Raw genomic sequence first — 21,669 nt, 5'->3', positions numbered from 1 at the left:
GGCCGGATGGAAACAAATTAGTTCTCCGTGAAAATCCGTCCGATCCGTGTTCCTGTCCCCCTTCATAATCCTGAAAAAATTACCTCTATGAACAAAGCGGTTTCATGCGTAGCGGGCGTACTCAGCACGGTTTTGCTGGCGGTTTTCGGTCCTTCATTTATTGCCGAACCACCGGTGAATGCACCGGAAAACGCACCGGAAAAGCCCAACATCATTTTTCTGCTCACGGATGACCACCGCTGGGATGCGCTGGGGGCAATGGGCAACCGGATCATTCAAACGCCGAACCTGGACGCCCTGGCAAAAAAGGGGATTCTGTACCCGAACATGTACGTGACGACGGCGATCTGTTGCGTCAGCCGGGCCAGCATCCTGAGCGGCCAGTACGAATCGCGGCACAAAATCAACGATTTTGTCACGGATTTTACGCCGGAAGCCCTCGCTAATACGTATCCGATGCTGCTCAAAAAAGCCGGTTACAACATTGGATTTGTCGGAAAATACGGCGTGGGCGAAAACCCGCCGGACAATCGGTTCGACTACTGGGCCTGCAACCGCAAAGGTCAGCCGCCCTACGAATACACCAACCAGAGCGGCCAGAAAATTCACCACACCGACAGCGTGGCGCATTCGATGCAGTTGTGCCTGAAAGAGTTTGCCGGAAAAGGACCGTTTTGCCTGTCGGTGAGTTTCAAGGCTCCGCACGAACTGGACGGCAACCCGCCGACCTACCCGGTGCAGGAGCGGTTTGCGAATTTGTATAAAAACGTGACCGTACCGACGCCGGAAACCGCCGATCCGAAGTACTGGAACAGCTTCCCGGATTTCTTCCGGACCGACAAAAACATTGGCCGCGAACGCTGGAAACCGCTATTCTCCACACCGGAGCTGCACCAGGAAACCGTCAAGGATTATTACCGCCTGGTGACGGGGGTGGATGAAGTTGTCGGGAAACTGGTTGATCAGCTCAAGCAACTGAAGCTGGACAAAAACACGATCATTGTGTTTTCGGGCGACAACGGTTTTTACCTCGGCGAACACGGCATGGAAGGCAAGTGGTTCGGGCACGAAGAGTCGATTCGGGTGCCGCTGATCATTTACAATCCGTCGCTGCCCGCCAGTAAGCGGGGCACCCGATCAAACCGGATGGCGCTGAACATCGACATCGCTCCCACCCTGCTGGCTTTTGCCGGGGTTGATGCGCCGAAAACGATGCAGGGAACGGATTTGATGAAAACTGCCGACCGCTCCGATTTCTTTTACGAACACACGTTCATGGGAAGCCCGCGGCTGCCGAAAGTGGAAGGCGTCGTGACGCAGGATTTTAAATACATGAAGTTTATCGAACACGGGTACGAAGAGCTGTACAGCGTGAAATCGGACCCGCACGAAACAAAAAACCTGGCCAGCGATCCGACATACGCCCAACAACTGAACCAGCTCCGAAGTCGCTACCGCGTCTTAAAAGAGATGGCTCAATAATCTAAAAAACCGGATTACAGCACCTGCGGTTCGTCGTACAACAGGTCGTCCAGCACCACCAGATCGTATTTGGACTCATCCGCGTGGGTTTTCGAAACTGCTGCATCGCCCGCCGTAATCCGAACGCGGGACACCTGATGGTCGGGGAATTTGACGCCAAGAAAGGAAAGACCGTCCGGGTCGGTTCGGACCGGTGCCTGAAACGTTCCGAGGCTGGTTTCGCCGTCGAAAAACTCAAGCGTCGTCGAACCCGCCTGGTCTACTCCGTAAAAGATGACCCCGAATCCCCTGACACTCGCGGGAATGGTCTGGCCTGGCAAATAGAACGTTACGTCCAGAATAGTACTACCGATGGGCGAAAAGGTCCGGCCCGACCGCAGGGCGTTATAGCGGTTTTTACAAGTCGCGATCAGATCGCCAAACCCGTTGTCGCTCACCCGCAAACCGGTGCCAACAGTCGTAAAAACGGCTCCGTAGGGAAAGCCGCTGGTTTCGCTGCCGCTAACCTTGTTGAAGAAATCCCCCCGGAACGAATTGACATTTAATTGACTGGCCGGAACCACATCCCAGTTGATTTCCCGCCGACCGGCTTTCTGCCCGGGCGTGGTGTTCAGATGAGCGCCGAGGATCTCCCGAAACATCGTCAGTTCAGGCGTTATATCTCCACTACCTTTGACGACAATAAAATGGGGTTTCGCTGCCGATAATTTCGATTCCTCCTTGCAGAAGCTGCATGCATAAACCAGGGCGAGGCTGGTCAGTCGGATTACCCATTCTGTTAGTGTGCTCATATTCGATAGTATCGTTGTTGTACAGATTAAAAGATGGTGTGGATTGTGTCGGTTGACGATCAAAAGTAGACGATAGATGAATAGATAAATAAGGTCCAAAAGCCCGGTGGTACAAAATGCCTCAATCAGTGTATCAAGTTTGAAAATGGCGGTCCAAATTTCCCGGAGAAATCCAAACCGGACGGGGCGGTTTTCGGTCGGATTATTCTGAATACCAGTGGAACTTCTGCATTCACTTTCTATTATTTCAGGAGAAAAGATAAAACCCTGCCAACGGCCAAACCGAAACGGAGAGCGTTTTTTTCAGTCGGTCAAATCTCAACTTGACACCGCCAGAACGGGCTTTCATACCGTGAAACCGCTACGCCGGAACAGCGACTCTTTTTTTTAGTAATTTACATCCGCTTCATTCAATCAAACCATGCGTTGTCGCCCTTTTTTGCTTTGCTGTACGTTTCTGCTAAGCTGGGTTTCCAGTCTACCGGCACACGTATACGCACAGCGGTATGCCGAACAGCGCTACAGCATTGCCGAAGGACTGGACAACGTCCGGGTGTATTTTCTGCAAGCCGATCCGGCGGGTCGAATCTGGGTTGCGACCGACTGGGGGCTGGATTTTTTCGATCGTGAACACCAGCTCATCAACTCCCGGAAACTGCCCCAACTCCCTCAGGGACTGATCAATGACCTGGCCATCGGGCCCGACAGCTCGGTGTGGGTGGCCGGGACGAAACTCTACCGGCTTCGGCTTTCGGCTGGTCTGAAACTCCGGATCGACACGACCGTGGTTGGCTACGCCCCCCATTTTAATCGCATCGGCACCTCCTTTCTGACGGTCGATCACCAAAACCGGGTGTGGTTTGCCGGACTGCCCGATCAGCCCTTCACAGACAAGGGCCTGAGCATCCTGCAAAACGGCCGCGTTAAGAACGTTACCGCCCGGGTTTTTCCGAAACAGGCGCCCTCAATTCTGGATCTCCGCGCTGATTGGGCCAATCGGCGGGTGCTGATCGCTACCAAAGACGGAAATCTGTGGCAATGGCGCGACGAAACCCTGAGCCGGATTTCCCTGGAAGGCAAAATCCGGCGGATTTTGCAGGGACCAACCGGTTTGTTCTACGCCCTGACCGATGTGGCCTTATACCGCCTGAAAACCGGTGCGGCCGAGCGCGTGTTCCAGATTCCGGCCATGATGCAAACTGCCGAAGTGTTTGCCATCAGCAGCCGCGAAGAAGTCGCTTTTGCGTCGGCAAACCGCCACATTTGCTGGTTTGACGGTCGGCGGCTGGTGGATTCCGGCGTTTCGACGGCCCCGGTTCGGAGTCTGCTTTTCGACCGCCAGGGCGACCTTTGGGTGGGCAGCACCGACGGCATCAGTTGGGTGCTGCGAACCGGCTGGCGGTATTTCGACGCGTCCGGCGGCTGGTCGGACGAAACCGTTTCGGCGACCGAAGACCGCAGGGGCACCATCTGGTTCGCGTCGCGTGGAACGGGTTTAAGCCGGCTTTCAGAGGATCGGATTGTTCGGGACGACACGTATTTCCGCACGCTTCCATCCAACGATTTCATCGCAGCCACGAACCGGGACACCGACGGGAACCTGATTTTCTCGACCGTGGGCGGAAAAGGCTTGCTCTGGTTTGATGGCCAGCACTACCGGAAACTTCCCGGCAGCGATCAGGGAACCAACGTTCGGGGGTTTTACGACGATGTGACCCAAAACCGCTACCTGTTTGCCACCAGTAAAAAACTCCTGATTTATAACCGCCGGACCCTGGAACTGGAAAAAGTGATGCCCCTGCCGACCACGGGGTATTACGACATTGAAAAAGACAAAATGGGCCGGTTTTGGCTGGGTGGGCAGGGCAGTTCGGCCATCTGGGACGGCAAATCGGAGCAGGTCAAAACCCTGACGTACTCGCCCGAGACGCTGCCCGTCTGGATGATCTTTGACATATACCGCGACAAACGCGGGAACCTCTGGCTGGCCACCGATCAGGGACTCTGGTTCTACGACTACAAGCGGTTTCGGCAGATTGTGCCGATGCAATTGAAACGGGTACTGCATTTTTGTCAGCCTTTGGGCACGTCTTATCTGATGGTCGGCGCCATCGAAGGGCTGTACGTGCTGGATGTGGACCGGTTTTACGAAAACGGGCAGGAATGGCTCGCGTGGTTCGATCAGCGGAACGGTTTTGGCGGACAGGGCATTTCGCACGGCTGCTTTCGGGACAGCCAGCACCGCTGGTGGATGCCGACGCACGACCGGATGATGATGATTCCCGAAAAAGAATTGCTGGGCTTACTGAAAACCGTCCCCACCGGTCTCCGCTCGATTCGCGACCTGCGAACGGGCAAGCGCTACACAAATTTATCGGGCAAAATGCGGTTCAATCCCGATCAGAACGACCTGGAAATCCAGTTGCAGGAACCCCAGAATCACAATCTGTTCGCCAACTCCGTGTACAGCTACCGCCTGGAGCGACTGGACGACCCGCAGCCCGATACCGAATGGTCGGAACCGGTTCATAGCAGCACCATATTCCTGAAAAACCTCTCGGACGGCCGGTATCGGCTGGCGTTGCGGGTGTTGCGGGCCAACGGTTTATGGAATACGAGCCCGGTTGTTCAGGAATTTCAGATTGCGCCCCCCTGGTGGTCGACGGGCTGGTTCCGGATGCTGGCGTTGCTGGCGGTTTTCGGCTGCGGTTTTTTCTTCGTCCTGCGGCAGGTGCGGACGCAGGCGCAGCGGCAGCAGGAAATTCTGCGGGCCAAACAGCGGGTGACGGAGCTCGAACTGGAAGCCGCCAACCGCCAGAATATCGAAGTGCAGATGAGTCGTGAGTTGGCCGAAGCCAGCCGCGAACGCGCGTTGCTGGAAGTTCGGGCAATCACCAATCAGATCGATCCGCATTTTGTCTCCAACTTTCTGACCGCCGTGCAGTCGATGTTGTACCGGCAGGAATCGGAAATGGTGGTCCGGTACCTCGCCAAATTCGGAAGCATTTTCCGGCATAAACTCCTCAGTCGCAGCCAGGTTTTCTGGTCGCTGGGCGAAGAGCTGGACTTTGTCAGTACGTACCTCGATCTGGAAAAAGTGCGGTTTCGGCAGCGGGTTCAATCGGTGATTGACGTAAAACCGGGCGTTCCGCTCGACACCACCATTCCGAAAATGCTGATTCAGGGCTACGTCTCGAACGCGATCAAACACGGCCTGGAAAACAAACCGCAGGGCGGCACGGTCTGGCTGACCCTCGAAGTTCAGGACGATTTTTTGCACGTTACCGTGGAAGACGATGGCGTGGGTCTGGAAAAAGCCCGGCAATACCGGCGTCGCTCAACGGGTCGCGGGCTGGTCATCAACCAGGCGCTGTTCGATCAGTTGAACCAGTACAACGCCATGAAAAGCCGCCAGTTTCATACTGATCTGAACGAAAACGGCTCCGGCGGTTTGCGGGTCGAAGCCTATCTCCCACTCTACCCGGTTTTGCCCCCCGAAGAGGTGGTGGCCGAGGCCAAGGCGTAACTTCTATTTTTCTCTGGAAACATGAAAAATCACAGCATAAAAGTAGTACTCATCGACGACGAATTTTTTGTTCGGGAAACGCTCCGGAGCATGCTCGAAATGATGCCCAATCTGGAAGTGGTGGGCGAAGCAGAAGACGTCCGCTCCGGTTTGGCCCTGATTGCCGATCGGGAACCCGACCTGATTTTGCTGGACATTAAAATGCCCGTTCTGAGCGGTTTTGACCTGCTCGACGAATTAAGTAAATCCCAGCAATCCTACGGAATCATTTTTGTATCAGGCTACCCCGACGAAGCCCTGATGGCCGTTCAGAAAGCTGCCCCTTATTTCCATTCCGATTTTGTGGTGAAGCCCATCGACCCGTTTCTGCTCCAGGAAAAAATCGAGCTTTTTTACCAGAAATGGAAAACCGTTCGGGAGCAGGAAGCCGACCTGATGGGCCGCCTGGAAAGCATGACAGAACGCCCGGATGAGGAGAAAAAACCGCTGCTGGTTTTTCAGAATTCGCAGGTTTTTCACTGCATCGATCCCGACGACATTATTTACTGCGATTCGGCCAACCGGCAGATCAACGTCTATTGTTCGCAATACGACCACCTGAATATTCCGAATATTACCCTCGATGCGCTGGAAAAAATGCTGCCCGCCGACCGGTTTATTCGGGTCGGAAAAAGCCATATTCTCAACAAATTCGCCATCCGGTTTATTCAGAAAGGCGCCCGGCCGCGCTGCATGCTGGCCATGAACGGACGCGTCCACGAGGTGCAGCTTTACGCCACCAACATTGAAAAAGTGGAGCAGACGTACTCGGTTTCGTAGCGGTTATTTTCGTTAATCTGTACATTTACAGATTGATTACTTTTCCCGCATGTACGATTCCATTCTTGCTCACGTTGGCCAGTTTATCGATCTGGAACCCGCCGAAATCGACTATTTTACGTCGCTACTCCGGTTTAAACTGCTCCGCAAGCGTCAGTATCTGGTGCAGGCGGGTGACGTCTGCAAGTTCGATTCGTTCGTGGTCAAGGGCTGCCTGCGGACGTATTTCGTGGACGATCGCGGCAGTGAACACGTCGTGCAGTTTGCCGTCGAGAACTGGTGGACGGGCGACCTCTACAGTTTTCTGACCCAGTCGTCAGCCGCCTACAACACCGACGCCCTCGAAGATTCGGAACTGCTCCAGATCGATCAGGCTTCGCTCGACGAACTCTACCGGCGGGTGCCGAAATTCGAGCGGTTTTTCCGCATCATCAGCCAGCGGGCCTTCGTTTCCGCCGAAAAACGCGTGATCGCGACCATTAGTCAGACCGCCGAGGAACGGTATCTGAACTTCATTGAGCGCTACCCCGGCCTCGATCAGCGCGTTCCGCAACACCTGATTGCCTCCTACCTGGGCTTCACCCCCGAATTTCTCAGCCGCATCCGCAAACAGCAGGCATCACGCCGGAAATAATGGAGCGGTTTTGACTCTAACATCTTAAACTAACGAGCATTTTGGAGAAAGCCCAAACCATAGGATGCCGTTAGGCATCTGATGTTTGTAGCTGTGATTTCGTATTCGCCCAGCCGCCTGCCGTAGGTAGGCAACCGTTGCCTACCTACGGCAGGCGGCTGAAAATCAACCTATTAATCTATCGAACCGGCGACCCGGAAACATTTCGTCTCTACGAGACGTAGTGAGCCACCATTCATCTTAAACCAGATCAAGGGTATTTCCTAAACTACATCAAGGAACTCCGGCCCGGGGCTGCTCTACCTTTGTATTGTCAATTCAATCAAACAACCGACAAAACGAAGAAATGGAAAAGCTTCTGAACAACATCAATCAATTGAACCAACTCGTACTCCAGGGCCGGTCGATGGACGCTTTCGAGCGGTTTTACGACGAGGAGATCGTGATGCAGGAAAATGCCCTGCCGCCGACCGTCGGCAAAACCGCCAACCGCCAGCGCGAACTCGATTTTTACGGCAATGTCACGGCACTGCGCGCCCTGCAGGTGCTGGACGTCACGGCGGGCGAAGGCGTCACGATGGTGGTCTGGCATTATGAGTACACCCACAAGGAATGGGGTGAGAAAAACTACACCCAGGTGTCGGTGCAACACTGGCGCGACGACAAAATTGTCCGCGAACAGTTTTTCTACGACTCCGTAGCAACGCCGGAATTAATCGCGTAAGCATCTCGAAATCAGTAAACAACACGACTATGTTCCACAAATTCATCACCACCAGCAACAGCCTGACAGGCCTGTTTCTACGTCTCCCTCTTGGCACGGTTATGCTGTACCACGGCCTGCAAAAAGCGGCTGGCCTTTTCGGCGGATACGGTTTTACCAGCACCATGCAATTCTTTACCGAAACGGTTCAGATTCCCTGGATTGTTGGCTTTCTCACCATCGTCATCGAAACACTGGGCGCAGTCGGGCTGCTGTTCGGTTTTCTGGGGCGGCTCAATGCACTGGCAACGTTCGCCGTCATGCTGGGCGCCATGCTGACAACGCACCTTCCCTACGGTTTTTCCATGAACTGGTTCGGCAATCAGAAAGGCGAAGGTTACGAAATGGACCTGTTGATTTTCGGCATGAGCCTGGCGCTGCTGATCGTGGGGAGCGGGCGGTTTTCCGTTGACCGGTTGTTGTCTGGAAAAATCGGCAAAACCGCATCGGTCAGTCGTCTGCAAACTGCCTGAGCAAGAGGTTCCGTTCTGAACGAAATAACGCCAATTGTGGAAGGGACGAAGCGCGCGTCGCTCTCTTTTACAATTGGCGTTGTTCATTTGCGAAAACCGAACACCCGAACCGGTAGTTTTAAGGATTGTAATGAACCAAATTGCATGAACCGAACCGATTTTCTCGCCCGCGCAGGCTCAGCGATTTTGCTAACCTTAACTGCCATGACTCAGCCAGCACCACAGCCCGAAACCTTCGCATTCAAGGACGACGGTTCAATTCCAAACAGCAAATATCCCTTATTGCTTTACCGGAAGGCTTTTTCAGAAACCGGGTCGGCCGGGGCTTCCTGGCTCGAACAACGATTTTCGGCCAACAACTGGACCAACTCCTGGCGAAACGGCGTATTTCCGTACCACCATTACCACAGCATTTCGCACGAGGTTCTGGGTGTTTACAGCGGTTCGGCCTTGCTGCATCTCGGCGGTGAAAAAGGGCAGAAAGTCCGGGTAGCGGCTGGCGACATCATCGTCATTCCGGCGGGTGTAGGTCACAAAAAGCTGGAAGCTTCGGCCGATTTTGGCGTGGTTGGCGCGTATCCCGACGGCCGGGATTACGACATCCTGCGGGCTGAACCCGGCGACCGCCCCAAGGCCGATCAAAACATTGCTGCCGTATTACTGCCCGAAACCGATCCGTTGCTTGGCAAGCGCGAAGGGCTGAAAGACCTGTGGCTGTAAATCAACGACTACGATTAAATCAGGAGTGATTTACTGAACGTTGATGTTGAAAAAATCACTTCAAAACCGCTCGCTGACCACTGTTTTTCTGAAGTAAATTGATTTTGTACTTTTGGCGGGAATCAACGACTGGATGGCTTCGGCAGTTTCGATGGGCAGGTCCGATTCCAGAATGCTGGCACCGTCTTTAAAAACCGCCCGATAGGCCGCAGCGCGTTCTTCGGCGGTTTTTAGTTTGTCGAACGTCGGCGCGGCCGAAATCATGCACATCACGCCTTTGGCATTCAGCAATTTATACATTTCCTGGTTTTCGGGTTTGATGTCCGGCCCGATGTAGGCAATCAGCTGGGTCCACGGAATCCCGGCTTTTTCGTATTCCTTCATGGCTTGTGGCGTTTTGACGAAGGCCGAAAACATCTGGTTTTTATTCCCTTTGTAATAGTAAAGCGCTTCCTCGGCGGTATGTACCGTCAGCATTACAAACGCGTCGGCTTTGTGTTCGCGGATGATCGCGGCAATCATCGGAAACGGCACGTCTTTTTTGTCCAGATTCAGAATCGTTTTGCCCCGCGCCCACTCGATGGCTTCGGCCAGCGTCGGAATCCGGTGTTCGGTAACATTTCCTTCGGCATCTTTCAGCCGCAGTTTTTTCAGTTCGGCCCAGGTATAATCCGACAGGTTTCCGGTTCCGGTCGTGGTTCGTTCCAGCGTTGCGTCGTGCAGGATTACAATCACACTGTCTTTCGTCAGCCGCGGATCAATCTCGAAAAAGGCCGGGGTGTGCTTCAGCGTGTTCTCAAAAGTCGCCATCGAGTTTTCCGGAAAGCCTTTCACCATGCCACCCCGGTGTCCGCTAATGATCGGAATATCCTTGCCTGTCCACCGGAAAAAGCTGTGCAGTTCTTTGGGCGTTTTGATCGCCAACACCTGCAGGGGTTGCTGCGCCTGTAGTTTCAGCGTGAAGGTCAGCAGCAAAAAAACCGGTAAACTGATTCGTCTTAACATGGTAGTTTGGGGTAGAAAGGTCAGCGGCAATTCAATTTCAAGAGACTAAATTCATCTTCGTTATCCAGCGTAAACAACGTAATGGTCGAATTATCCTGCACCAGTTTCCGGTAATTTTTCAGCGGCATGCCCAGCTTCCAACTCATGTAAAACCGGTTTACGGCGTTGTGCGCAACCACCAGAATGGTCCCGGAAACGTGTTTTTGCCGGATTTCCCGAAAAAAATCGTCAACGCGGGTTACGATTTCCAGCGCGGTTTCGCCGGTTCCCCCGGCCCGGTTATGGTCGGGAGCCAGACACCAGTTATCCCAAAGCTCGGGTTTTTCGGCAATAAATTCGTCCCGGGTTTTGCCTTCCCAATCGCCAAAACCGGCTTCGATCAACCGCTCATCGATTACCACGCTTTCCGGTTTTCCCGACGCAATCTGCGCCGTCCGAAACGCCCGCTGCAAGGGCGAGGAATAAATGGCATCGAACGAAATATCCTTCAAAAGCCGGGCTGCACCGTGGGCCTGCTGAATCCCTTTGTCTGTTAATCCAATATCGGTGGCCCCGCAATACCGGTTTCCATCCGCATTCCAGAACGTTTCTCCGTGACGAAGCAAATAAACCGTTAGCATCGATTTTGTCTCAATTGATAAATCCTTTTTCCCGCAACAGGCCGACAAATTTACGATAACAGGAGTCGTAAGTCCGCATCAGTTCGGCAGAAGGTTTCACTTCTTTTTCCATATGCGTCATCGCCTGAGCCGCTTCGGTCAGGGTGCTGAAATGCGTTTGGGAAGCCGCCAGAATCGCGGCTCCGACCGCCCCGCTCACCTGCGCACATTTGTAAACCGGACGATTCAAAACGTTGCTGCGGATGGTCAGCCAGACGTCGCTGTTGCTCGCGCCCCCTGCCGTAAAAACCGCCCGAACGGTTTCGCCCGACAGGCTTTCGATCAGTTCGTACGCATAGCGCTCCAGGTAGGCAACGCCTTCCATATTGGCCGTAAAAAGCTCCGCATCCGAAAGCCCTTCCGGCGCAAAACCCCGGGCCTGGGCCGCAATAAACGGGAAACGTTCCCCCTGCTGGCGCAGCGGATAAGCTACATATGGCGTCGGAATCAGGTTGGCAGCGGCCTGCGTCAGCTCCGCGAGCCGGTCACTGAAACCGGCCGTCACCCAGTCGGCGCCGGTGTTGCTGGCCCCGCCCGGCATCCAGTACCCTTCGGGATGCCGGTGACTGTATAAACGCCCTTCCGGGTCTTTCAATTCCTGCAAAGTCACCCCCTTGACCACCAGTGTCGTTCCGATGGTCGTATTCCAGTCGCCCGGTCGGACGGCTCCCGACGCGACCTGCGAGGCACAGCCGTCGGTCATTCCGGCCACCACCGTAATTTGCATTAAACCCAGTTCATTCGCCAGCTCGGGAAGCAGTTTACCAACCGGTTTTCCGGACGGAACCACCTGCTGCATCCACTCTTTTTTCAACGGGAGTTGTTCGAAGAGGTACGCAGGCCAGCAGTCGTTGTTGACATCATAGCCCGACTTTAACGCATTGGTATAATCCGTCGCCCGAAAATGGCCCGACAGTTTGCCGGTGATGTAATCGGCGGCATGAATCCAGGTGCGCAACCGGGCGGTTTTTTCCGGGAAATGCGTGACAAACCAGACCATTTTCGACAGCCCGCTCGACGCGTTGAAACCGGTGTAGCCCTCCGGATGAAACTTTTCAGCAACGGTTTTGCAGTATTTCCCCTCGAGCGCCGAGCGGTTATCGCTGTACATCAAAGCATTATGCAGCGGTTCGTTCTGTCCGTCAAGAGGAATAACCGTACCCGAAGTCGACGTCACCGCAATGGATTTGACCGACCGCAAATCAAGGGTGGTTTTCGCAATTTCCAGTACCGACTTCAAACAGCGCCAACCGGCATTCCACCATTCCAGGGGCGATTGCTCTTCGCGCGACTGTTCGGTTAATGAAAAACCTGCTTCCGCACTGGCCCGCACCTGACCGGTTTCATCCGTCAATACCACCCGAACGCCCTGCGTTCCAACGTCAATTCCGATAAAATAAACCGGCATTATTGCATTGATTTAAAGGCCGTTCGCGTCGTTTTCCATTCTTCATACAGTTCCATAAACGATTCGGCTTGTTCAGGAACGACCTCATCCAGCGTTGTCAGGTCCGCTCCTTCTACTCCGAGTGCATCGTTGCACACGAAAACGCCCCCGACTACCGACGATTGGCGGTAGGTGTTTCGAATGCGGACGGTTTTTCGGGTCAGGTTGGCGATAAACTGGCGCAGGACCCGGCTTTGCATGCCGCCCCCGCAGGCCCAGATATACGGTTTGGAATGGGTCGTGACGGCGCACAGACTTTTGTAATTTTCGAAGATACTGCAAGCGATATCCCAGAGTGTAGCGCGGACGAAATCGCCCCGCGTCAGCTGGTGCGAAACCGGCGTATTGAACAGAAAACCGCCCCGAATCAGCGGTTTCTTTTCGTCGGCCAGTAAGGAGCCCAAAGCCGCTACACAGCGGGAGTCGGTACTTTCGGCAACTTCTTTTTCGATGACTTCGTAGCTTTCGTTGGGATAAAAAATTGCTTTCAGTCGCTGGTAATTCAGGCCCGTTACGCCCGCGTTGGTTTCCAGAATAAAACCGGTTTCGTCGATGTGACGATTGGTCCAGGTGCGTTGCTGATCGTCGGTGAGGTACTGATCGACCAGTTTGATGACGGGCGTCGTGGTACCCGATACGATCACGACATCGTCGAACGAGGGCTGCGTGCTCCGAACGGCCAATTGCGTATCGGCCCCGCCCACGACCACCGCCGTTTCGGGCGAAATGCCCAGTTGATCGGCACTAGAAGCCAAAACCGGTCCCAGGATTGATCCAGCCGACTGCAAAGGCGGTAACAGACTGGCGTTCAGACCAAAAACCGCACTTAATTCCGACGACCACTGTTTGGCAGCCACGTCGTACAGCAGGGTTTCCGACGCCTGCGAATGTTCGTACCGGGCAATCCCGCTCAGCCGGAACTGCACCCAGTCGCTGATGCTCAGAAAGGCTGAAATTTCGTTCCAGAGGTCGGGCCGCCGTTCCCGAACGCCCACGAGTTTCAGCGCGGAAAAAAGCGAAGTCGGGAAGCGGCCGGTCAGTTGATAGACCCGGTTTTTATCGGCAATCGAATCCTCCCACTCCCGGCCGCGGTGGTCGATGTTCGGCATTCCGATCAGCGACTGGCCCGTTTTACCAATGGCCACAATGCCCTCCCGCTGACTGGTCGCAGTGACGGCCCGGATCGTGACCGGCCCGGCGTTTGCCAGAGCGGTTTTTGCCAGCCGGACGATTTGCGCCCAAAGGTGGTCCGGGTCGAAATAGATGGATTCCGGGTAGTGATTGTCCCATTCGTACCGCATGTCTTCACCCGCTACCTGTCGAATGGCTCCGCTGGTTTCGGCGATGGCAACCCGAACGTTTCCGGTTCCCACATCGATGATTAAATAACCGTAGTCCACAGATAGTCAGGGATTAATGGTCAGGTCTTTTTTGTTCAGAACCGCCGGATTTACGAACTGCCGGATGTCGGTTTTTTCCGCGACGAAGAAGTTGTGCAGGGCCTTGTTCAAGATATCCGCGTGGTGATCTTCGACCTCGAACGTCGCTCCGGCGATGTGCGGAGTCGCCAGGACATCCTCGCGGTGAATGAGCTTATAATCCAGCTCATCCGGCGGTTCGTGATCGAACACATCCAGAATGGCGCCCCGGATTTTCCGGTTTTCGAGCACTTCCAGCAAATCTTCGCGGTTGACGACCACGGCCCGGGCGGTATTGACAAAAATCGCATCCGGTTTCATCAGGGTCAGCAACGGTTTGCCAATCAACCCTTTAGTCTGTTCATTGACCGGCAGGTGGATGGATACGACATCGCTGCTTTTAAACAGGGTTTCCAGATCGGTTTTCTTATAATCCGGATCGTCAGATGTGTAGAACGGATCGTAGTACTGAATCCGCGTTGGAAAATGCCGGACGAGGTTAGCGATGGTTTGCCCAACCGCTCCGAAACCGACCATACCGATGGTTTTTCCGGCAATTTCATTCCCCTTGAACTGGAGATACGAAGTATGCGCCCCGGCGGCCCAGTTCTCCCCTTCCAGCCAGTGAATCGCGGCTAACGTATTGCGCATCAGTGTGATAAGATTGGCAATGAAGAGCTCGGCCACCGCCTGCGCATTCCGGGCGGGGGTGTTGAAAACCGGGATGCCTTTTTCGGTCGCCGTCGAAACCGCCACATTGGAAGGTGTTCCCCGGCAAACGCCGATAAACCGCAAGGCCGGATAGGCTTCGATCACGGCCGCCGTCACTTCATCGTGTTCGGTAATGAGCGCATCGGCCTGGGTAACCTTCAACAGATCAATGAGTTCCGTTGGGGAATAAGCCCGTTCCTGCAATTTCCAGGGCCGGTAGATGATCTCGCCAAACCAATTCGCCAGTTCGTCCTGCGCTTGTTGATGATACGGCGCGGTAATTAAAATTCTCATTCTTAAAAAGTTGTAACCGGTTTACGGTTTACGAAAGTAAAAACCTGATCACTAAGTGACTGTCTAAATTTTATAATTTCCTCTCCTTCGAGTCGAGTAATTTCATTTTTAGACAGTCACTAATACCTTACTCATTGATAACGATAAACCAAATTCCGACTTATTGACAGTTCAAACCTTGATAGCTTGCGGAACCGAAGCGGTTTCTTTCGGCAACGTAATGAATTGCGTTAACACCGCGCTCAGAAAGTACAAACCGGCCAGAATCCAGACGACGCCTTCGCTGCCAATGGTGCCGATGGTCAGGCCGACGATGGCGGGGCCGACAAAAACCGGTAAGCCCGCCCCCAGATTCAGAATCGCCATAGCTGCGCCTTTGTCCTCTTTTACCAGCGATGGCACCAGGGCCGACAAGGGGACGTAGCCCGCCAGCAAACCGCCCCAGAGCACGCCCGACAACAGAACCATTCCATAGTTGCCGCTGAACCAAACCGGTGAGTAATAAAACAATAACGTTGAAATTGCGCAGCCGACGCCCCCGAACCACATAATGGTGTTGCGCCAGCCCAGCCGGTCGCCAATGAAGCCGAACAGCAGATTAAAGATGATGTTACTGGTAAAAATCGTCCCCCAGATTTGCAGCCACTGCACCGTACTGAAGCCGAATTTGGCCAGATAAATCGGCAAGAAAACCGGGAAGGCAAACTGCGCGGTGGTATTGATGATGCGGACAATGCCGCCGATCAGCACTTTGGGTTCTTTCTGGACGATGGTCAGGCCGTTGAGGAGTTCCCTGGTTTTGGTTCCGGCGCTGGCGGCCAGCGGCACAAACCGGTCGCGGTTCAGGACCAGCGCAAAAAAACCGCCCAGGGCGACCCAGAAGATGGACGTCCAGAGGGTGTTCTGGTAACCAATCCGCTCGATGGCCCAGCTTGAATAATAGGCTCCAAAGACGTTCAGTCCGCCCGTAAATACGAACCAGAACCAGCCGACGGCCCGCCCCAACTGGTGCTGCGGAGTTCGGTAGGTGATCCAGACCAGAAACGAATACGCAAACAGCGGATAACCAAAACCGCGAATGGCGTAGGTCACGAGCATCGCCGGAAAATCGAGTCGGGCCATGCCGTAACCAACAAATCCGACGGTGCCGAGAATGTAGAGCAACAGCCCCGCCAGCATCGCTTTCCGCGGACCGTAGCCTTCGGCGAGGACGCCCGAAAACCAGGAGGAAACCGCAATCGTGACGCCGTAAACCGTAAACAGCGAAGCCGATTGCTGGATGCTCATACCGTGTTCCAGCAGGTACGGGCTCAGCCAGCCCTGCTCGACGCCGTCGCCCATCATGAAGATAATAATGCCCAGATAACCCCAGGCCAGCGGCTTCGGCAGCCCGGCTTTTTCGAAGAGTGACGGTGAATGCATGCTCAGATCGACGGTTTAGGAATCGCTCAGACGACTTGTATTTAAGCCAGAATAACTTGCACACAAACAAACAAAGAAAATCTAATTAAACAAATTGAAATATAATTTAACTTTATGAAACCAGATGGAAAGCATAAGAAAATAAATCGGCGGGATATGCAAGAAGGTGCGGAGACATTCTAAATTTTATATTTTCCATATTTTCTCTGCCCCAACCCCCTGAAGGGGCTTATAACCGCTTGCTTAAGCCCTTTTCAGGGCAGGGCTGTTAACTGCTCGAGTGGTTATCATAAAAGTGACAATTTACGGGTCCTTTTTGCCCCCCAACCCCCTAAAGGGGGCTTTCAAATCCGGATATTCAAGCCCCCTTCAGGGGGTTGGGGGCAGAACCAATAAGGAGAATTTCAGAAACGGAGATAGTCTCTTAGCAGTCGCTGATTTGCATTCTGCCGAATTCTGGTTAACCTTGACCCGAAAGTTGCAGGCCCCATGAAGACGATTACCGAAAGACACCAGTTTATTTTACAGAAACTCAAGGAAAGCGGCAGCGTGACGATTCAGGAACTCAGCGACTGGATGGAGGTTTCGGGCGTGACGATTCGCAAGGATTTGAAGTTGCTGGAAGATAAAAGTCTGCTGTTCCGCACCCGGGGCGGTGGATCGATGACCAATCCGTACGCGTTCGAAAAACCGATCGACGAGAAAGCGCTGATCCGGGCCGAAGAAAAACAGAAGATTGCCAAAGCCGCCCTGACGCTGATCGGGCAGACGGATTCCATTCTAATCAGTTCTGGCACGACGGTTTTTGAACTGGCCCGCTGCCTGAATCCGACCCAACGACTGACGGTTATTACCCCAGCCGTGAAAGTGGCCGCCGAACTCAGCAACCGGACCAACGTGGAAGTGCTACAGTTGGGCGGATTGCTTCGCCCGAATTCGTCGTCGGTGGTGGGCGCCTACGCCGAAAGCATGCTGGAAAATCTGTCGTGCGGCATGTTATTCGTAGGAGTCGACGGGATTGATTTTGAGTTTGGCCTGTCGATCAGCAACCTGACCGAAACCAGCCTGAACCAGAAAATGATCGATGCCGCTCAAACCGTGGTGGTGCTGGCCGACAGCTCCAAATTCGGAAAGCGGGGCATTGGGCGCATCGGCACGCTCGACCAGATTCATTACCTGATTACGGATGCCGGGGTTTCGGCCGAAACCGTGCGGCAGTTGGAAGAGCGCGGGGTGAAAGTGGTGATCGCGGGGTGATTAGATGACAAGCAAAATCATGATTTACCTTAATTCCGTCAACGTACTGACGGAATTAACATTATTTCTCAGTTAAACGAATGCCGGAATTCCAGTGGAGAAACGTTCATTTTGCTCTTGAACAACTTGCTGAACGATTGCGGATATTCAAAACCGAGTTGGTACGCGATTTCGCTGACCGACAGCGAAGTGGTGGTTAATATCTCCTGCGCGCGTTCAATCAGCTTGTTATGAATGTGTTGCTGCGCAGTCTGGCCGGTGAGATTGCGCAGCATATCACTCAGGTAATTGGGCGAAATCGCCAGTTCCTCCGCCAGGTACTGCACCGTCGGCAGCCCGCGTTCTTCCACTTTTCCGCTGTCGAAATAATCCGCAAGCAGCGTTTCCAGCCGGATCAGCAAATCCGTATTGGCACTTTTTCGGGTAATAAACTGCCGATTGTAAAACCGGTTACAATACGTTAACAGCAGGTCGATGTGCGAAACGATTACATCCTGACTAAAACCGTCGATGGCCGACTGGTATTCCTGCGCGATGTTCTGCATGATGGCGGCAATGAGCGTCTCCTCTTTTTCGGACAGGTGCAGGGCTTCGTGAACGGCGTACGAGAAAAAACCGTAATTCCGGATGTTGCGAGCCAACTGATAATTGCGGACAAAATCCGGGTGAAATACCAGCCACCAGCCCGAGCAGACGTAATCCTCCTCCGTAAGCGTGGAAATCACCTGTCCGGGGGAGAAAAAAGTCATGACACCATCGTCAAAATCGTAGTAACTCTGTCCGTACTTCATCTTCCCCTTGAAGTCCTTCTTGATGCAAATCGAATAGAAGTTGTAAATAAAACTCCTCAACACATCCGTCGGAAAACACTGGGTATCAGCCAGCTTAATGACGCTCACCAGCGGATGTTCCGGTTTGGGCAAACCCAGCAAACGGTGCAGTTCCGAGACAGACTGAATCAGGTACGGCGGAGTCGACGATTTTTTCACGCGTGTATTTTGTTTACAACCGCACCGGAAAACGTCGCGCGGTGCGGTTTTCCGGTGCGGTTTGTTCATCCATTATAAATTTACCATCGCCATGCCCGTAGCGTCGTAGCGGTCGCCGGTTGACGTGCCGAGCGGCACAATGGCTTCAAGTTTTGCCAGTTCGTCCGGCGTCAGCTGAACGCGCGTGGCGGCAATGTTCTGTTCAACAAATGCCACATGCTTTGTCCCCGGAATGGGCACGAAGCCTTTGGAAATCACCCAGGCAATGGCCAGTTGCGCGGGCGTAATTCCTTTGTCGGTCGCCATCTTTTTGATTTCATCGACCAGCTCGATGTTTTTGTGGAACTGATCGCCCTGAAACCGGGGGATCGTCCGCCGGAAATCATCCGCCGGAAAATCGTCCGGGCTTTGAATGGCTCCCGACAAAAATCCCCGGCCAACCGGCGAGTAAGCCACAAACCCAATTCCCAACTCCTGAATGGTATCCAGAATACCGGTTTCTTCAACGCTTCGCTCGAAAAACGAATATTCGGTTTGCACGGCGGTTATTGGATGAACACCGTGCGCCCGCCGGATGGTTTCCGAACCCACCTCCGACAGCCCAATGTAGCGTACCTTTCCTTCTTTCACCAGGTCGGCCATTGCGCCAACGGTTTCCTCAATGGGCGTGTTCGGGTCCACGCGGTGGAGGTAATACAGGTCGATGTAATCGGTACCCAGATTATTCAGCGAACGTTCCAGTGCTTTTTTGACGTAGCCCGGTTCGCCGTTGATGCGCCAGGTCAACTGCTCGTTGTCGTCGATTTCGAACCCGAATTTGGTGGCGATGAGGTACCGATTCCGGTTTCCTTTAATGGCTTTGGCAACCAGCCGCTCGTTGAGCAGCGGGCCGTAGAGGTCGGCGGTATCCAGAAAATTGCCGCCCAGTTCGAGCGAACGGTGAATGGTCGCAATGGCCTCGGTTTCGTCGGCTTTTCCGTAAATATCGGCACCCGCAATGGTGGTCATACCCATACACCCCAGACCGATCACCGGCACAACCAGTCCTTCCCGGCCCAATTCTGTTTTTTGAATTTCGTTCATGATTTGTTTTTTGATTTGACCCAACAAAGGTCCACCGACCGGAACGAAAAAAAGTAGCCAAATCACCGGTCGTTGTATCCAAAACACGGAGACATTCACCACCCGGTTTTAATTATCCGCAAGTCCGGAATACCATTTCCTCATTTCTACCGCGGCTGGGCACGGAAGCGCATTCAGGCCGTTAAAATTCTTAAACCTGTAAGGTCTTGAAGACCTTACAGGTTTGGGTTGGATTGGGTCGATTTGCTGGCTTGGTTGAAAGCCAGAATTCAATTCAAACTAAACTTTTTGTACTGGTTCGGACTGACGCCGACTTCTTTCTTGAACAGACGGGAGAAATACGGCGGATTGTCGAAGCCCAGCGAATAGGCGATTTCGGCCACGGTGGTATCCGGGCCGTTCAGCAAGTGTTTGGCTTCGGAAATCAAAAAAATATGAATGTGTTCTAGGGCGGTTTTACCGGTTTCCTGCTTCAACAGATCGCTCAGGTAGCTGGCCGACAGGTTCAGTTCAGCCGCCATAAACTTCACGGTCGGCAAACCGGTTTTCGCCAGTTGCCCGTTTTCAACATACTTCGTCAGGCTTTCGGTAAACCGGGAAATAATCCGGCCCGACAGCCCGGAACGGTTCACGAATTGCCGCTTGTAAAACCGCTGCGAATAGCGCAGAATTCCTTCGACATGTCCCAGAATGATTTCCTTGCTGTATTCATCCGGATTGTTGTTGTACTCGGTTTCAATGGAGCGATACAGCGCCCAAATGATCTGCTCCTCTTTTGGCGACAAATGCAGGGCTTCATTGGCTTCGTATTCGAAATACGGGTACTTCCTGATCTCCGAATGTAGCGGATGCCCGCTCAGGTAATCTTCGTGAATGTAAATGGCAAAACCGTCTTCTTCCAGTTCCAGATTGCGCATTTCGGCCACCTGCCGGGGCTTGATGAAATACATTGAACCGCTGTCGCCGTCGTATTTCGTCCGGCCGTAGCGGATGAAACCAGCCTTCATTTTCTTGAGTCCGATCATGTAAAAATCACCGGTAAACTCGCTGCTACCGAACGAACACTTCTGGGTACACCGCAACAGGCTGACCATCGGATGTTCCGGTGGTGGGTAGCCGTTAAACTGGTGCAGTTCGCTCAGGGTTTTAAAATGCTTCATACCTTTTCGGATTTACTTTGTGCCGGTAGTTCGCGGGCCGTCGCGGGTTATTTGCCGTGCGCCTGAACCGCCACCTCATTCCATTCTTCCCAGGTGGCCAGCCGGTCAGCGTACACCTGTTTGGCCAACGGCAACGGCACCTTACCGAGAAACAACCGCAGGGGCGGATTGGTGCTGTCGACCAGTTTTAAAATAGCGTCCGTTGTGGCTTCCGGAATTCCGATGGTGTCTTCCGTAAAACCGGCGCGAAAAGCGGCTTTTACCCCATCATACGCCGATATTGGTTTTGAATGCGTTGCTGACGCCCCTCCCCAATCGGTCGAAAAACCGTTCGGCTCGACCAGTGTCACCTTGATACCAAACTCCTTTACCTCGGTCGCCAGGGTTTCGCTCAAGCCTTCGACCGCAAATTTGGAGGCATTGTACAGCCCCAGCGTCGGCAGTGTCAATACACCCAATAAGCTGGATAACTGAATGATATGACCGTGTCCCTGCTCCCGCATCACCGGCAAAACCGCCTGCGTCACCCAGAGCAAACCGAAGACATTGGCTTCAAACTGGTCGCGGGCTTCCTGCTCGGTTGCTTCTTCGATGGCGCCAAACAGGCCATACCCGGCGTTATTGATCAGAACATCGATTTGTCCGAACGATTCTTTGGCCTGCCGGATGGCGTCGAAGGCAGCCGCCCGGTCGGTTACATCCAGTTGAATCGGCAGCAAAAGATCGCCGTATTGATTTTTCAACTCATCCAAGGTAGTCAGGTTGCGGGCCGTCGCTACCACGCGGTCACCGCGTTTGAGAAAGGCTTCGGCCCAGATTTTCCCGAATCCCCGGGAAGCGCCCGTAATAAAAATTGTCTTTGCCATGATTAAAAAATGTTCTTGTGAATACGGGGGCAAAACTAGCGGGCCGGTTTTCGAATCACGTATACAAAATCCGGGAAAGCTGATACAGATCCCGTATCGACGCAACCGGTTTTTCGGGGAAGGGAATCATCCCCTGCCACAAACCGGTCG

Annotated in this window: 19 protein-coding genes; 8 read left to right on the top strand and 11 right to left on the bottom strand. The window is 53.6% G+C overall.

The annotated features are described in order from the left end of the window. The first annotated feature begins 87 nt into the window (after positions 1 to 87). On the top strand, positions 88 to 1,482 hold the full coding sequence (locus GJJ30_RS25805; protein WP_154178049.1) for a sulfatase family protein: 1,395 nt from the start codon (positions 88 to 90) through the stop codon (positions 1,480 to 1,482). A gap of 14 nt (positions 1,483 to 1,496) precedes the next feature. Here GJJ30_RS25805 and GJJ30_RS25800 read toward each other — a convergent pair whose 3' ends face one another. Next, entirely contained in the window at positions 1,497 to 2,273 is a 777-nt protein-coding gene (locus GJJ30_RS25800; RefSeq protein ID WP_154178048.1) for a hypothetical protein, read from the bottom strand. Between the two features lie 421 nt (positions 2,274 to 2,694). Here GJJ30_RS25800 and GJJ30_RS25795 point away from each other — a divergent pair, with 421 nt between their 5' ends. The 6 genes from GJJ30_RS25795 (at position 2,695) to GJJ30_RS25770 (ending at position 9,208) form a co-directional block, all read left to right on the top strand. After that, positions 2,695 to 5,799, top strand: coding sequence for a sensor histidine kinase (locus GJJ30_RS25795; RefSeq protein ID WP_154178047.1), 3,105 nt, complete (start codon positions 2,695 to 2,697; stop codon positions 5,797 to 5,799). A 21-nt stretch (positions 5,800 to 5,820) separates the two neighbouring features. Continuing rightward, positions 5,821 to 6,618 carry a LytR/AlgR family response regulator transcription factor gene (locus GJJ30_RS25790; protein ID WP_154178046.1) on the top strand — a complete coding sequence of 266 codons (798 nt, stop codon included), beginning with the start codon at positions 5,821 to 5,823 and terminating at the stop codon, positions 6,616 to 6,618. 49 nt (positions 6,619 to 6,667) lie between these two features. Further along, complete coding sequence (locus tag GJJ30_RS25785) at positions 6,668 to 7,252, top strand: Crp/Fnr family transcriptional regulator (protein WP_154178045.1); 585 nt, start codon at positions 6,668 to 6,670, stop codon at positions 7,250 to 7,252. Between the two features lie 346 nt (positions 7,253 to 7,598). Further along, positions 7,599 to 7,976, top strand: coding sequence for a nuclear transport factor 2 family protein (locus GJJ30_RS25780; RefSeq protein ID WP_154178044.1), 378 nt, complete (start codon positions 7,599 to 7,601; stop codon positions 7,974 to 7,976). A gap of 29 nt (positions 7,977 to 8,005) precedes the next feature. Next, the gene (locus tag GJJ30_RS25775) at positions 8,006 to 8,488 is read left to right on the top strand and encodes a DoxX family protein (protein ID WP_154178043.1); all 483 of its coding nucleotides are present in this window, start codon (positions 8,006 to 8,008) and stop codon (positions 8,486 to 8,488) included. Between the two features lie 204 nt (positions 8,489 to 8,692). Next, positions 8,693 to 9,208 carry a cupin domain-containing protein gene (locus GJJ30_RS25770; protein WP_154178042.1) on the top strand — a complete coding sequence of 172 codons (516 nt, stop codon included), beginning with the start codon at positions 8,693 to 8,695 and terminating at the stop codon, positions 9,206 to 9,208. Positions 9,209 to 9,268: 60 nt separating this feature from the next. Here GJJ30_RS25770 and GJJ30_RS25765 read toward each other — a convergent pair whose 3' ends face one another. The 6 genes from GJJ30_RS25765 to GJJ30_RS25740 form a co-directional block, all read right to left on the bottom strand. After that, positions 9,269 to 10,213 carry a glycerophosphodiester phosphodiesterase family protein gene (locus GJJ30_RS25765; RefSeq protein ID WP_154178041.1) on the bottom strand — a complete coding sequence of 315 codons (945 nt, stop codon included), beginning with the start codon at positions 10,211 to 10,213 and terminating at the stop codon, positions 9,269 to 9,271. A gap of 20 nt (positions 10,214 to 10,233) precedes the next feature. Next, complete coding sequence (locus tag GJJ30_RS25760; RefSeq protein WP_154178040.1) at positions 10,234 to 10,833, bottom strand: histidine phosphatase family protein; 600 nt, start codon at positions 10,831 to 10,833, stop codon at positions 10,234 to 10,236. A 10-nt stretch (positions 10,834 to 10,843) separates the two neighbouring features. Continuing rightward, the gene (locus tag GJJ30_RS25755; RefSeq protein WP_154178039.1) at positions 10,844 to 12,280 is read right to left on the bottom strand and encodes an FGGY-family carbohydrate kinase; all 1,437 of its coding nucleotides are present in this window, start codon (positions 12,278 to 12,280) and stop codon (positions 10,844 to 10,846) included. Beyond that, positions 12,280 to 13,719 carry an FGGY family carbohydrate kinase gene (locus GJJ30_RS32615; protein WP_310588390.1) on the bottom strand — a complete coding sequence of 480 codons (1,440 nt, stop codon included), beginning with the start codon at positions 13,717 to 13,719 and terminating at the stop codon, positions 12,280 to 12,282. Before GJJ30_RS32615 ends, GJJ30_RS25755 begins: the two co-directional genes overlap by 1 nt. Positions 13,720 to 13,725: 6 nt before the next feature. Further along, entirely contained in the window at positions 13,726 to 14,742 is a 1,017-nt protein-coding gene (locus tag GJJ30_RS25745; protein WP_154178038.1) for a 2-hydroxyacid dehydrogenase, read from the bottom strand. Between the two features lie 171 nt (positions 14,743 to 14,913). Beyond that, entirely contained in the window at positions 14,914 to 16,164 is a 1,251-nt protein-coding gene (locus GJJ30_RS25740) for an MFS transporter (protein ID WP_154178037.1), read from the bottom strand. 489 nt (positions 16,165 to 16,653) lie between these two features. On the opposite strand from GJJ30_RS25740, the gene GJJ30_RS25735 reads away from it, so the two are divergent. Then, positions 16,654 to 17,421 carry a DeoR/GlpR family DNA-binding transcription regulator gene (locus GJJ30_RS25735; RefSeq protein WP_154178036.1) on the top strand — a complete coding sequence of 256 codons (768 nt, stop codon included), beginning with the start codon at positions 16,654 to 16,656 and terminating at the stop codon, positions 17,419 to 17,421. Between the two features lie 68 nt (positions 17,422 to 17,489). Here GJJ30_RS25735 and GJJ30_RS25730 read toward each other — a convergent pair whose 3' ends face one another. The 4 genes from GJJ30_RS25730 to GJJ30_RS25715 all read right to left on the bottom strand — a co-directional run bounded on the left by GJJ30_RS25730 (position 17,490) and on the right by GJJ30_RS25715 (position 21,519). Next, positions 17,490 to 18,410, bottom strand: coding sequence for a helix-turn-helix domain-containing protein (locus tag GJJ30_RS25730; protein WP_310588389.1), 921 nt, complete (start codon positions 18,408 to 18,410; stop codon positions 17,490 to 17,492). A gap of 72 nt (positions 18,411 to 18,482) precedes the next feature. Continuing rightward, entirely contained in the window at positions 18,483 to 19,493 is a 1,011-nt protein-coding gene (locus GJJ30_RS25725) for an aldo/keto reductase (RefSeq protein ID WP_154178034.1), read from the bottom strand. A gap of 269 nt (positions 19,494 to 19,762) precedes the next feature. Beyond that, positions 19,763 to 20,653 (bottom strand): helix-turn-helix domain-containing protein, encoded by an 891-nt coding sequence (locus GJJ30_RS25720; protein WP_154178033.1) that lies wholly within the window; start codon positions 20,651 to 20,653, stop codon positions 19,763 to 19,765. 47 nt (positions 20,654 to 20,700) lie between these two features. After that, the gene (locus GJJ30_RS25715; RefSeq protein ID WP_154178032.1) at positions 20,701 to 21,519 is read right to left on the bottom strand and encodes an SDR family oxidoreductase; all 819 of its coding nucleotides are present in this window, start codon (positions 21,517 to 21,519) and stop codon (positions 20,701 to 20,703) included. Between the last annotated feature and the right edge of the window lie 150 nt (positions 21,520 to 21,669).

The organism is Larkinella terrae, from assembly GCF_009668025.1.
In the GTDB taxonomy this organism is placed as follows: Bacteria; Bacteroidota; Bacteroidia; order Cytophagales; family Spirosomataceae; genus Larkinella; species Larkinella terrae.
The sequence above is the reverse complement of the archived record's forward strand: the minus strand, read 5'-3'. Positions and strand labels throughout refer to the sequence as shown.